The sequence below is a fragment of the Pantoea sp. T14 genome (genome assembly GCF_036663535.1).
Taxonomy (GTDB): Bacteria; Pseudomonadota; Gammaproteobacteria; order Enterobacterales; family Enterobacteriaceae; genus Pantoea; species Pantoea phytostimulans.
This window is the reverse complement of record NZ_JAWUEB010000015.1, coordinates 161,227-174,746: the sequence shown is the minus strand read 5'-3', so window position 1 is coordinate 174,746 and position 13,520 is coordinate 161,227. Positions and strand designations below refer to the sequence as shown.

Sequence of the window (13,520 nt, the reverse complement as noted above, 5' to 3'; positions counted from 1 at the left end):
CGGCAATCATGCCGCCCTCTCTGTTTTACTTCTTCTGCTGCTGCAAATTCACCTGCCAAATCGCAAAGCCAATCTCATCACTGCCTTTCTGCTGCATCGGATATTGCGCATGCTGTTTGATAAAGCCGTTGGCTTTTTCTCCCGGCGCAGTCTCAAAACGAATATCGACGGACGCAGTGGAAGCAATCGGTGCCAAATGCCAATTGTTATCGGCCTGTGGCTTAACCTCGCCATGCTTCTTGGTCTCTGCGCTGATATAAGCCGCCACCACTGAACGGTTCTCATCCGGTGAAGCAAAAGCGATGTACTTATCGCCGGTTCCGGCAAATTTGCCGCCATACGCACGGTAATTGTTGGTCGCTACAAGGAAAGTCGCCTTCGGATCAACCGGTTTGCCCTGCCAGCTAAGCTGCTTGATACGCGAAGCCTCAGGGTGAATCATCTGGCACTCCGCGTCATATCGCGCGGGTTGCGTCACATCAATCTGATACTCCACGCCATCGATCACATCAAAATTGTAGGTGCGGAAATCCCAGTTGATCAGTGATTGTGGCTTGCCGCTGGCGGGATCAATTTGATTGAACTGGCCAGCTGAGCACTCCAACCACTCTTTCACCTGCGCGCCGCTGACCTTCATCACCACTAACGTGTTGGGATAAAGATACAAATCCGCGGCATTGCGGAAGGTTAGCGCTCCTTTTTCAACTTCAACATAGCTTGCCGGATCGTTTTTACGTCCACCCGCTTTAAACGGTGCAGCAGCAGAAAGCACCGGCAGACGTCCTAAGTCAGGATCGCCCTGAATAAAATGTTCTACATAGGCGCGCTGTGCATTGTTAACGATCTGCACGGTGGGATCGTCCTGCACCAACGACAAATAGCTGTACATCACATCTGCTGATTTACCGATCGGCTTGGCAACAAACTCTCGTGTAGCACGGTGCGCATCCGCCAGCACGCTAACCAGCGCCGGATCTTCAGCCACCAGCGATTTTTTCTGCGCGATGTCGTAAATGGGACGCGCCTGCGCTTTACCGCTGCTCACCTGCCAACGCCCATCGTCATTGTTCAGCACCAGATCGACCACACCAAGATGATCGCCCCACATGCCCGGCATCACCGCAGGAATGCCGTTCAGGGTTCCGTTAGCGATATCGGCGCCTTTAATGTTGGCGAAATCTTTGTCTGGGAATACGGCATGTGCGTGCCCAAACAGAATGGCGTCTATGCCTTCGACCTGGCTGAGATAGTAAACCGAGTTTTCCGCCATGGCATGATAAGGCTCGCTGCTCAGGCCAGAATGCGGAATGGCAATAATCACTTCCGCGCCTTGCTTACGCATTTCAGGAATGTAACGACGAGCCGTTTCGGTAATGTCGTCTACCCGCACTTTGCCTTGAAGATTCGCTTTATCCCACACCATGATTTGCGGCGGAACAAAGCCGATATAACCTATTTTCACCGTTTGCCGTTTTCCATCGCGATCGACGACATCAGTGGATTTGATCAGATAAGGCGTAAACAGTGGCTTGCCGCTCTTACTATCGATCACATTGGCGTTAACGTAAGGAAAGCGGGCACCAGCAAGGGCTTTTTTCAAATAGGGCAAACCGTAGTTGAACTCGTGATTACCCAGGTTACCCACGCTGTAGTCCAGCGTATTGAGCGCTTGATAAACGGGATGGATCTCGCCCGCTTTAAGCCCTTTCGCGGCCATGTAATCGCCAAGCGGGCTGCCCTGAATAATATCGCCATTATCAACCAGCACGCTGTTTTTAACTTCCTGACGTGCAGCATGAATCAGCGATGCGGTACGTACCAAGCCAAACTTCTCGGTGGGCGTATCTTTGTAGTAATCGAAGTCCATCATATTACTGTGCAAATCGGTGGTTTCCAGTACGCGCAAATCCACGGTTGCTGCCGATAATGCGCTGGAAATTCCAAGCGCCAGTAACGTTATGCCAGGCTTAAACATGTAGGCTCCTGCTCCCAAAAGATCGAAGCTCTCAAAATAATGTAAAAGCTTGATCAATGGTCATTTTAAAACGTGATGGATGTAACGCTTTCAGGCTTTGGAAGGCGGCTCGCAGAATTCAGATTTTGCCGCCACGTGGCAAGCATAGCGATGCTGTATGAACTATGATATTGATATATCTATGAAATGCTCCGCTGCATGCCGAAAAGTCGGCGCAGATAGCGGAACTGTTGACATGTAATCGGTCTGGCGTTGAGTCATACGCGCAACAGCCGCATAAAACGAGGTGAAAAATGTTAGAGCAAATCTGCCAACTGGCGCGTGAAGCGGGCGATGCCATCATGCACGTTTATAATGGCGCGGCACCGCTTGACGTTTCTCACAAATCCGATGACTCGCCTGTGACGGCGGCAGACATCGCCGCACACAACGTCATTATTCAGGGTTTAAAACAGCTCTCTCCTGATGTGCCGGTATTATCAGAAGAAGATCCGCAAGGTTGGGATGTTCGCCAGCATTGGCAGCATTACTGGCTGGTCGATCCGCTGGATGGCACCAAAGAGTTTATCAAACGCAACGGCGAGTTCACCGTCAACATTGCACTGATTGAACAAGGTAAGCCGGTGATGGGGGTGGTATATGCGCCCGCGCTGGGCGTGATGTATTCCGCCGTAGAAGGTAAAGCCTGGAAAGAAGAGGGCGGTCAGCATGTGCAAATTCAGGCGCAGGATGCACGTCCGCCGCTGGTGGTGGTCAGTCGCTCACATGGCGATGATGATGAGATGAAACAATACCTGAAACAGCTGGGCGAGCACCAAACAGTTGCTACCGGTTCTTCATTGAAATTCTGTTTGGTCGCAGAAGGTAAAGCTCAGCTTTACCCGCGTTTTGGGCCAACCAATATCTGGGATACCGCAGCGGGTCACGCGGTAGCGATGGCGGCGGGTGCGCATGTTCACGACTGGCAGGGTAAAACACTGGATTACGCGCCACGTGAATCTTTCCTCAATCCGGGTTTCCGTGTGTCCCTGTTCTGATAGGCAAAACGGGAGGTTTTCCTCCCGTTTATTAACACTGCTTATTCTTTTAATAACGTTTTCAGCAATATCATTACCTGCCGCAACTCTTGCTGCGTGAGCGCTCCATCTTTTACAAATCGAACCTGTCCCGTCTTATCTACGACCACAATCGCCGAACTGCTTTCTTCAAGCTGCCAGGCTTTTTGAATATTACCTTTACTATCAATAATAAACTGCGACCACGGATACTGCTGTTTGTTGCTGTGAATGCTGCTGCGCACAAACATGCCGGTGCCCGGAATTGCGTCATCGGTATTGACGATGGTGGTGGTTTGATAACGATCGTGCGGAAATTTCGCGGCTTTGATCGCTTCTACCAGCGCAGCATTCTTTTCCTTTGCTGATGAACGGCCGGCAATATGCTGAATCACGCGTACTTTGCCGATCAGCTGTGCACTGTTCCAACTTTTATAGCTAAACTCATTTTGATGCCAAAGCAGTTCGCCTTTGTCGTTAATGCCTACTGCGGGAACGCGCTCGCCCTGTTTGATATCGTGAGCAAGTGCGCTAACCGGCATTATCAGGGTTAAAAATATCGCCGCCCATGTTGTCCGCATAAACACATCCTTAAGTGATCAGACCAGTTAGTCATTTTATTGCAATAGTAGGCAGTGATGATGCAGCTGTCGCGGCAAAGTGTCAGGTTTGTTATCAACGCCACAATTCCTTAACGACTGAAGGTTTATACTGGGTTGTGTCACGGCAGTAACAGAGTGTTCTGTAATGGTGTGTCAACTCAGTAAATAAATTCAATTTTCGGAACACGAGTAACGCACAGTGTTCTATAGTTTATCCGCAATTTGCGCTTCAAGGGCTCGTACCGATTTTGGCAACGGCGAAGCGTGTTTATAAAAATTTAGGAGTTAGACAGAATGAAGATCTTCCAGCGCTATAATCCGCTGCAAATAGCGAAATACGTAAAAACGCTGTTCCGAGGAAGGTTGTATATCAAGGACGTTGGCGCGTTCGAGTTCGACAAGGGAAAAGTGTTGATTCCCCGCGTCAAAGACAAACAGCATCTGAGCGTAATGTCAGAAATTAACCGTCAGGTTGTTCGTCTGAAGCTTGAGTTCAACTAATCAAAAAAAATAGCAGTAAGCAGTATGCAAAAGAAAGGGCGCCAACGGCGCCCTTAATATTTTTACTCTTCAGTGGTTTTTGTGAGGTTTAAGACCGGCGGACGTTCCTCTATCCGCGTCACTAAGAGCTGGTCGATGCGATAGCTATCGATATCCACCACTTCAAACTTGAAGCCAGCAAATTTCACGAAATCGGTACGTTTCGGGATTTTGCGCAGCATGAACATCATGAAGCCGCCAATGGTTTCGTAGTTACCGGACTGTGGAAAATCGTCGATATGCAGCACACGCATCACATCATCAATTGGCGTACCACCCTCAACCAGCCATGAATTCTCATCACGCGCCACAATTTGCTCTTCCATGCCTTGGCCAACCAAATCGCCCATCAGCGTGGTCATAACGTCGTTTAACGTGATGATACCGACGACTAACGCGTATTCATTCATGATCACGGCAAAATCGTCACCAGCGGTTTTGAAGCTTTCCAGCGCCTCCGAAAGCGTCAGCGTGTCTGGCACAATCAACGCCGAACGAATTTGCAGCCCGCTGTTCAGCGTCATGCTTTGGTTGCCCAACACGCGTAGCAGCAGTTCTTTGGAGTCGACGTAGCCAACGATGTGGTCAATGTCGCCGCTACAGACTAAAAACTTAGAATGTGGATGTTCCGCGATTTTGGTTTTCAGGCTGTTCTCTTCTTCATTCAAATCAAACCAGACGATATTTTCGCGTGAGGTCATTGAAGAAGGAACGGTACGTGATTCCAGTTCAAACACGTTTTCAATCAGTTCGTGTTCTTGCTTACGCAACACGCCCGCCAGCGCACCGGCTTCAACTACCGCATAAATATCATCAGAGGTGATGTCATCTTTGCGCACCATCGGTAGCTTGAAGATGCGAAAGAAGACGTTAGCCAAACCGTTAAATAAAAACACCAGCGGGCGCAGGATCATTAAACAGAAGCGCATGGGGTTGATGATACGCAAGGCAACGGCTTCCGGCGCAATCATGCCGACGCGTTTTGGCGTCAGGTCGGCGAACAAAATAAACAGACTGGTGACAATGGTGAAGGAGCAGATAAAGCTGAGCTGCTCGGCGAGATCCGGGGCAACAAAACGGCTAAACAAACTGTTGAAAGCGGGAGAAAAAGCCGCGTCACCGACGATACCGCCGAGAATAGCCACCGCATTCAGACCAATTTGCACTACGGTGAAGAACATTCCGGGCGTTTCCTGCATCTTTAACACACGTTGTGCATTAATGTTGCCTTCATCGGCGAGCAGTTTCAGTTTGATCTTGCGGGCGGCGGCCAGCGAGATTTCCGAGAGGGAGAAAAAAGCACTGATTACGATCAGCAAAAGAATGACAAGCAAGCTATCTAACATATGAGATCCAAAGGGTTATCCACTTGTCATTTTTGGCCTGGGCAGCGCGAGGTAAGATCGTACTTCATGTACTTACTCATCGATCTGGGCTATCCGTGCCAAAAATGTCTGCGCCAATTCGACAAAGAAAATCACTGTCGGGGCAGAAATGAAAACAGGCGATATGCCTGTGGTGGCTGATTATAGCAGCAGCCACAATGTTGCCGCCAGAGGGCGAATAGCAGCATAAGCGGGAAGTGTCAGGCGAAACCGGGAACAGAACCGTAAGATTAATCTGAGTGAGGCACCTGAACAAGCCGATCGGCCGCACGGTTGTTGTATCGATCCCGGCATTTACCGACAATAGTCGGCGATTTGACTTAGATGTCGCCTTTACGCCACCGTTAGCAAAAAAGTGTGGCTATGATGATGGTGTTGCCTTGCCGTAAGAGCAGGCAAAGAAGATTAATGAGTGCCCTGCGGAAAAGGGGCCGGCATGATTAACAGGAGTACCCGTGCCACGATTTCATATTTATTGTATGGCCAGCCTGCTGCTTGCCGCGCCTTCCCTTGGGGCTGCGACAGTACGATTGCAGGTAGAAGGGTTAACCGGGGATTTGCAAAAAAATGTCAGAGCGCGCTTGTCCACCATTGGCAGCGATGAGGTCTCAAATGATGGCCGTTTCCGCGCGCGCGTTTCGGAAGCGGTAAAAGAAGGGCTGCGTGCACTGGGTTATTATGAACCCGATATCGATTTTGAATCACGTCCGGCACCTGCACAGGGCGGCCGCCCAGTATTGATTGCCCATGTGAAGCCGGGAGAGCCGGTAAGAATCGGCGGCAGCACCATTGTGGTTGAAGGCGATGCCAGAAACGATGCCGATTACAAAGCCTGGGTTGAACAAGGCCGCCCGAAAGTCGGCACCCAGCTGAATCACGGCCAGTATGACAAATTCAAAAGCGGTTTTTCCAACCTTGCTCTTCGTAACGGTTACTTCGACGGTGATTTCAAACAGAGCCAGCTCGGCATATCTGTAGAACGGCGTGAAGCCTTTTGGGATATCGATTACGACAGCGGCCCGCGCTATCGTTTTGGCGACGTGACGTTCGAAAAATCGCAAATCCGTGACGAATACCTGCGCAATCTGGTGCCCTTCAAAAAGGGCGATTACTACAGCTCACGTGATTTAGCCGAACTCAACCGTCGTCTTTCTGCAACCGGTTGGTTTAATTCCGTGGTGGTGGCGCCAGAATTTAATGAAGGCCGAAAAACCAAAGTGCTGCCGCTGAGCGCGGTGGTGTCGCCACGTACCGAAAATACCATTGAAACCGGTGTTGGCTATTCCACTGACGTCGGTCCCCGTCTGAAAGGCACCTGGAGAAAACCCTGGATAAACGATCGGGGTCATAGCCTGGTAGCCAGCGCCTATGTGTCTGCACCGGAGCAGCAGCTCGATCTCAGCTATAAAGTTCCCCTGCTGAAAAGTCCGCTGGAGCAGTATTACACCTTCTCGGGCGGGTTGAAGCGTACCGATCTCAACGACACGCAATCTGATACATCAACGTTAGCCGTTTCGCGTAACTGGGACAGCAGTTCCGGTTGGCAAAGAGCGGTTAACCTGCGCTGGAGCCTCGATCACTTTACCCAAGGCAGCGTAACTAACACCACAATGTTGCTCTATCCGGGCGTTAGCGTGAACCGCACCCGTTCGCGTGGCGGCCTGATGCCAACGTGGGGCGATTCACAGCGCTATTCCGTGGACGTCTCTGACACAACTTGGGGCTCAGACGTAGATTTCCTGATCCTTCAGGCACAAAACGTCTGGATCCGTACCTTGGGCGATAATCACCGCTTTGTCGCACGCGGTAATGTTGGCTGGATTGAAACCAACGATTTCGAAAAAGTGCCGCCCGATCTGCGTTTCTTTGCGGGGGGCGATCGCAGTATTCGCGGTTACAAATACAAAGATATCTCTCCGCGTGATGATGACGGCAAGCTAACGGGCGCATCAAAAATGGCGACAGGATCGCTGGAGTATCAATACAACGTGACAGGAAAATGGTGGGGTGCGGTCTTCGTCGATTCTGGTGAAGCCGTTAACGACATCAAACAGAGTAATTTCAAAACTGGCGCAGGTGTTGGCGTGCGCTGGTCATCGCCGGTAGGGCCGATTAAGTTCGACATTGCCCGACCGATTGGCGATCGCGAGGAACATGGTTTGCAATTTTACGTAGGACTGGGGCCTGAACTATGAAGCTGTGGAAAAAGGTCCTGATAGGTATTCTGATCTTTCTGGTGCTGTTAGTGGGTGGTGTGGCATTTCTGATTGGCACCACACCAGGTTTACATCTGGTGCTAAATGGCGCATCACGCTGGGTGCCGGGCTTGTCGATCAAACAGGTCGAAGGCGGCTGGCGTAATCTGTCGATTAACGGTCTGCGTTATGAAATGCCCGGCGTCAGCGTTGATGCTGGCAATATCCATTTAGCGGTGGATTTAAATTGCCTGCTGCACTCGTCGGTGTGCGTTAATGACGTCACGCTCAAAGATATTAGCGTGGTGGTCGACAGCAAAAAAATGACGCCATCCAGCGCGCCACCGCCAGAAGAAGAGGGCGGTAGCACCAATCTCAGCACGCCTTATCCGATCACCTTGCGCCATCTTGGCCTGCACAACGTCAATGTCAAAGTGGATGATACAGCGATTTCGCTGATGGATTTCACCACCGGCTTGCAGTGGCAGGATCGAGCGTTAACGTTGAGTCCAACCCATATTCAAAGTCTGCTGATCGCCTTACCAAAAGCGGCGAAGGTGGCTAATGAGCAGGTGATTCAGCCCAAAGTTCAGCAACCGCAGCCAGATGAGAAACCGCTGGGTGAAACGCTGCAGGCGATGTTTGCCAAACCGCTACTGCCAGAGCTACCCGATTTTCAGCTGCCGCTGGATATTGATGTGCAGGCGATCCTGGGCGAACAGCTGCGCATTACTGGCGACACCGATATTTCCGTTAAACGCCTGCTGGTAAAAGCGAAAACCACCGATCGCCAGATGCAGCTGCACACGCTGGAGGTTGATTCTAATCTGGGGCAGCTCAACGGCAGCGGTCAGGCTACGTTAGCGGATAACTGGCCGGTGGATTTCTCGCTCAACGGCACGGCAAACGTGGCTCCGCTTAAAGGCGAAAACATCGTATTGAAGCTAAACGGGGCGATGCGTGATGAATTGACGTTAGCGCTGAATTTATCCGGCCCGGTGCGTGCGCAACTTGATGCGACCACGCAACCAGCGGTAGCGGGTTTACCGCTGTCGCTGAAACTTACCAGCCCACAGTTGCGTTGGCCGTTAACCGGTCCGGTGTTGTATCAGGCTGACAATCTTGATTATCAATTCAAAGGCAAAGCCACTGATTACGTGATGTCGCTGCGTACCGCAGTGAAAGGCGAAGCGGTGCCACCAGCAACGATCTCGCTCGACGGCAAAGGCAACGTGCAGCAGTTTAGTCTGGATAAATTGCGTGTCGCCGCGCTGCAAGGCAATGTCGATCTCACCGCGCTGGTGGATTGGAGCAAAGCGATCAGCTGGCGCAGCGAATTGACCTTGTCAGGAATTGATACTGCAAAACAGTATCCCGATTGGCCGGCGAAGCTGGATGGCAAGATCGCTACGCGCGGCAGCCTGTATGGCGGAACCTGGCAAGTCAGCGTGCCGCAGTTGCAGTTGAAAGGAAACGTGAAGCAAAACGCAGTAACCGCAGACGGCTCACTGAGCGGCAACAGCTACAATCAATGGACGGTGCCCGGTATCAAGCTGGCATTAGGCCGCAACCATTTAGACGTAAAAGGTGCGCTAGGCGATACGGTAAACCTCGACGCAACCATTGATGCGCCACAGCTCAATAATGCCTTGCCGGGCTTAGGCGGCGTGGTGAAAGGCACCCTTAAAGCACGCGGAACATTGCAGGCGCCACAGGTATTGGCCGACCTCAATGCCACCGGTTTGCGTTGGCAACAGTTGCAAATCAACCGCGTTACGCTGAATGGTGACGTGCGTTCCAGCGATCAAATCGCTGGCAAGCTGCAATTACGCGTAGAACAGCTTAAGCAGGATGCCTTGAGTATTAACCTGTTGACGCTGAACGCCGACGGTAACGAAAAGCAGCATCAGCTCAAACTCGACGTTCAGGGTAAACCGGTTTCCGGTCAGCTGGCGTTGAGCGGCAGCTTTGATCGCCAGCAGCAGCGTTGGAAAGGCTCACTGAACAACACGCACTTCGACACGCCAGTAGGCGAATGGCGACTGACACGGGCGATGGCGATCGATTATCTCAACGCCAAACAAACCGCCACTATTGGCGCGCATTGCTGGCAGAACCCCAATGCGCAGTTGTGCGTGCCGGAGCCGATTGAAGCGGGCCCGAGCGGAAAAGCGCATGTGGTGCTTAATCGCTTTGATCTGGCCATGATCAAACCGTTTATGCCCGATGCGACCAAACTCAACGGCGTGTTCAGCGGTGATGCGCGCGTAAACTGGAGTGCTGACGGTAGCTTGCCAACCGGCACAGTGGCATTGAAGGGTAATGGCGTCAAAGTTGAGCAGGATGTGCAGGGCAACACGCTGCCCATTGCCTTCGATACGCTTAATCTAAATGCCGCACTGCGCAACGGTCGCGCGCAGCTCGACTGGCTGATTCGCATCGCGAATAACGGTCAGCTCGATGGCAACGTCCAAATCAACGATCCTGAAAATCGCCGTACGCTGGGCGGTAACGTCAACATTCGCAATATTTCGTTGGCGATGATCAATCCGGCCCTGATGCAGGGCGAGCAGATCAAAGGCAAGCTCAACAGCAGTTTGCGCCTTGGCGGCAGCGTGCGGCAGCCGCAGGTGTTTGGTCAGCTTGGCCTGCAGGATGTCGATGTTGATGGCAGCTTCATGCCCGTTGATCTCACTGCGGCGAACCTAAACCTGGTGTTCAATGGCATGAGTTCAACGCTCAATGGGTTGATCCAAACCGCGCAGGGTAACATCAACCTGAATGGTAATGCTGACTGGAGCCAGCTGGATAACTGGCGCGCCCGAGTCGCCGCGCAAGGTAGCCGCATACGCGTTACCGTGCCGCCAATGGTGCGCATGGATGTCTCACCGGATCTGGTATTCGAAGCCACACCTGCTGCTTTCAGTCTGGATGGACGTGTTGATATTCCTTGGGCGCGTATCACGGTGCAAGAAGTACCTGAAAGTGCGACCGGCGTTTCATCCGATGCAGTGATGCTGGATGAAAACCTCAAACCTATTCAGCCGAAAACCGCCTCGATTCCGATCAACAGTAATCTGGTTATTAACGTCGGCAACGATGTGCGGCTTTCTGCTTTTGGCTTGAAAGCGAAACTGAACGGCGATCTGAAACTGGTGCAGGATAAGTCAGGATTGGGATTAAACGGACAAATCAATATTCCTTCTGGTCGTTTCCATGCGTATGGTCAGGATCTGATTGTGCGTAAAGGTGAGTTGCAGTTTGCCGGACCACCCGATCAACCTTACGTCAACCTTGAAGCCATTCGTAACCCGGAAGCCACAGAGGATGATGTCACGGCGGGCCTGCGTGTTACTGGTCTGGCGGATGAGCCGAAAGTCGAGGTCTTTGCTGATCCGGCGATGTCCCAGCAGGAAGCGCTTTCTTACCTTTTACGCGGTCAGGGACTCAACAGTGATGGTGACAGTAATGCACTGACTTCAGCATTGGTTGGCTTAGGGGTTGCACAAAGTGGGCAGGTTGTGGGTAAAATCGGCGAGACATTCGGTGTCAGCAACCTTGCCCTTGATACCGCAGGTGTTGGCGACAGCCAGCAGGTGCAGGTCAGCGGTTATGTGCTGCCGGGTCTACAAGTAAAATACGGTGTTGGCATTTTTGATTCACTGGCGACGTTAACCTTGCGTTACCGCCTGATGCCCAAACTCTATCTGGAAGCCGTGTCCGGCGTGGACCAGGCTCTCGATTTGCTCTATCAGTTTGAGTTTTAGCAATGCGAATAATTGTTTACGGCAGTTTAAGGCGCAAACAGGGAAACAGTCATTGGATGACGAACGCGCAATGGCTGGGTGATTACCCGATTGAGGGCTTCGAGCTCTACAGTCTTGGTCATTATCCCGGCGTCATCCAGGGCAATGGAACGGTACACTGCGAAGTGTACCGCATCGATGCTTCCACTCTTGGCGAGCTGGATGCGCTACGTACCAAGGGTGGAGAGTACAAACGTCATCTCATGCAGACGCCGTTTGGCAGTGCATGGCTTTATGTTTATCAACGCTCGGTGGCTGGACGCCAGCGTATCACCAGCGGCGACTGGCTAAAGCGCGATGAGGAACCAGAAGCCTAAACAAAAACACCGTCCAGTTGGACGGTGTTTTTTTATGGCTCGGCAACAGAATTATTTCTTCTGAGCGCGCTCATAAGAGGCAATGATTTCTGCTTTCGCAGCTTCGGCGTTATCCCAGCCGTCAACTTTCACCCATTTGCCTTTCTCCAAATCTTTGTAGTGTTCAAAGAAGTGGGTGATCTGTGCGCGCAGCAGTTCTGGCAGGTCGTTCACATCTTTGATGTGATCGTACTCTTTAGAGAGTTTGGTGTGCGGAACCGCAACCAGTTTGGCATCTTCGCCAGACTCGTCGGTCATTTTCAGCACGCCAACTGGACGGCAGCGGATTACGGAGCCTGGTACCAGTGGATATTGGGTCGGTACCAGCACGTCAACCGGATCACCATCCAAAGATAAGGTGTGGTTGATGTAGCCGTAGTTGCACGGATAGAACATGGCGGTAGACATAAAGCGGTCTACAAACAGGGCACCAGACTCTTTATCAACTTCATATTTGATCGGATCGGCATTGGCCGGGATCTCAATGATTACGTAGATATCTTCTGGCAGGTCTTTACCTGCTGGCACCTGGTTCAAACTCATCGGGCATTCCTTCAGTAGTCGTATGTTGAGTGTCGGCTATTATAGCCAACTGACTCTGAAAGTATGCCCCCTTTTTGGCGTTTCGGAATGCGCCTCAACGCTACTTCTGCGTGACAAACAGCGAGACAATGCCCGCAGCTATCAGTGGTCCGACCGGTACGCCGCGAAAGAAGGCTACGCCAATCACTGTGCCAATGAGCAATCCGCCAATAATGGTAGGGTTCAGACTCATTAAACTCACGCCACGTCCACCGAGCCAGGCAACAAAAATGCCCACCACAATCGCCACAAGTGATTGCCAGTTAGCAAAAGATTTAATCAGGCTTGAGGCGGGCAGTGAACCGCTGGCCAGCGGGGCCATCACAGCAACGGTAAGAATAATAATGCCCAACGTGATGCCCTGTTTTTCCACATAGGGGAAAAATTGTGCCAGGGGCGTAATTTTGATCACCAGTAAAATCAGAATGGAAATCGTCACGGCGCTGTTGTGGACGAAATAACTGAGGACGGCAAGGCAGATTAAAATAAAAGTCGAGGCATAAGCAGCCATGTTTTCTCCCTGAAAATGGATGAGTGTGCCAACCCATGTCAGCACATACGCGATTTTACCGCGTCCATTTATCAACAATCATCAGGGTTGGCGCAACTCCCATTATTCATTGATTGCAGCAGCATCGCCTGATTACGCACCACACTGACGCTTTGCGCGCTGAGCGACACCGTGCCCAAGGTGCCCTGATCGCGATAACGGCTGCGACCGGCGTCCAGCCAACTGTCGCGATAAGTTAGCCAATTACGCTGTGCAGCACGTAATTTGGCTTTAGGCTCACCACTCAATTTTTTCATCAGTTTCCCATACTGATTATTCAACTCTTTGTCCCAGGCTTGATTTGCATCGCCGTAGCATTGCGTCATTGCTGAGGTTGTGGATGCGCCTTCCATGCAGTGATCCAGCGTATCGTCAATCGCGGATTTCTGCGCCATCGCGCTGCTGCTAACGAGAGTCAGCGCCAAAGGAAGCCATTTTTTCATTGTCATTCTCTTTCTAAATGATGAGGCAGAG

11 protein-coding genes are annotated in these 13,520 nt (G+C 51.5%); 5 read left to right on the top strand and 6 right to left on the bottom strand.

The window, feature by feature from the left end; all coding sequences use genetic code 11:
- Positions 1-25 precede the first annotated feature (25 nt).
- On the bottom strand, positions 26-1,975 hold the full coding sequence (locus tag SC127_RS06730; RefSeq protein ID WP_332625839.1) for a bifunctional 2',3'-cyclic-nucleotide 2'-phosphodiesterase/3'-nucleotidase: 1,950 nt from the start codon (positions 1,973-1,975) through the stop codon (positions 26-28).
- Positions 1,976-2,268: 293 nt separating this feature from the next.
- Between SC127_RS06730 and cysQ the strand changes: the two genes are divergently transcribed.
- A complete protein-coding gene (cysQ, locus tag SC127_RS06725; RefSeq protein ID WP_332625838.1) occupies positions 2,269-3,012 on the top strand; it encodes a 3'(2'),5'-bisphosphate nucleotidase CysQ in 744 nt (247 codons plus the stop codon).
- A 41-nt stretch (positions 3,013-3,053) separates the two neighbouring features.
- On the opposite strand, the gene SC127_RS06720 is transcribed toward cysQ, so the two are convergent.
- Positions 3,054-3,611 carry a YtfJ family protein gene (locus tag SC127_RS06720; RefSeq protein ID WP_243078851.1) on the bottom strand — a complete coding sequence of 186 codons (558 nt, stop codon included), beginning with the start codon at positions 3,609-3,611 and terminating at the stop codon, positions 3,054-3,056.
- 315 nt (positions 3,612-3,926) lie between these two features.
- On the opposite strand from SC127_RS06720, the gene SC127_RS06715 reads away from it, so the two are divergent.
- Positions 3,927-4,133, top strand: coding sequence for a DUF1107 domain-containing protein (locus SC127_RS06715; protein ID WP_215845493.1), 207 nt, complete (start codon positions 3,927-3,929; stop codon positions 4,131-4,133).
- A gap of 62 nt (positions 4,134-4,195) precedes the next feature.
- Here SC127_RS06715 and SC127_RS06710 read toward each other — a convergent pair whose 3' ends face one another.
- Positions 4,196-5,518, bottom strand: coding sequence for a hemolysin family protein (locus SC127_RS06710; RefSeq protein WP_243078852.1), 1,323 nt, complete (start codon positions 5,516-5,518; stop codon positions 4,196-4,198).
- A 494-nt stretch (positions 5,519-6,012) separates the two neighbouring features.
- Between SC127_RS06710 and tamA the strand changes: the two genes are divergently transcribed.
- The 3 genes from tamA to SC127_RS06695 are packed head-to-tail and all read left to right on the top strand — an operon-like array spanning position 6,013 to position 11,875.
- A complete protein-coding gene (gene tamA, locus SC127_RS06705) occupies positions 6,013-7,752 on the top strand; it encodes an autotransporter assembly complex protein TamA (protein WP_436976278.1) in 1,740 nt (579 codons plus the stop codon).
- Positions 7,749-11,519 carry an autotransporter assembly complex protein TamB gene (gene tamB / locus SC127_RS06700; protein WP_332625837.1) on the top strand — a complete coding sequence of 1,257 codons (3,771 nt, stop codon included), beginning with the start codon at positions 7,749-7,751 and terminating at the stop codon, positions 11,517-11,519. Before tamA ends, tamB begins: the two co-directional genes overlap by 4 nt.
- 2 nt (positions 11,520-11,521) lie before the next feature.
- Positions 11,522-11,875, top strand: coding sequence for a gamma-glutamylcyclotransferase family protein (locus SC127_RS06695; protein WP_215845494.1), 354 nt, complete (start codon positions 11,522-11,524; stop codon positions 11,873-11,875).
- A gap of 51 nt (positions 11,876-11,926) precedes the next feature.
- On the opposite strand, the gene ppa is transcribed toward SC127_RS06695, so the two are convergent.
- The 3 genes from ppa to SC127_RS06680 form a co-directional block, all read right to left on the bottom strand.
- Positions 11,927-12,457 carry an inorganic diphosphatase gene (gene ppa, locus SC127_RS06690; protein WP_215845495.1) on the bottom strand — a complete coding sequence of 177 codons (531 nt, stop codon included), beginning with the start codon at positions 12,455-12,457 and terminating at the stop codon, positions 11,927-11,929.
- Between the two features lie 100 nt (positions 12,458-12,557).
- Positions 12,558-13,007 carry a DUF441 domain-containing protein gene (locus tag SC127_RS06685; protein ID WP_215845496.1) on the bottom strand — a complete coding sequence of 150 codons (450 nt, stop codon included), beginning with the start codon at positions 13,005-13,007 and terminating at the stop codon, positions 12,558-12,560.
- A gap of 71 nt (positions 13,008-13,078) precedes the next feature.
- Entirely contained in the window at positions 13,079-13,489 is a 411-nt protein-coding gene (locus tag SC127_RS06680; protein WP_332625836.1) for a lysozyme inhibitor LprI family protein, read from the bottom strand.
- Between the last annotated feature and the right edge of the window lie 31 nt (positions 13,490-13,520).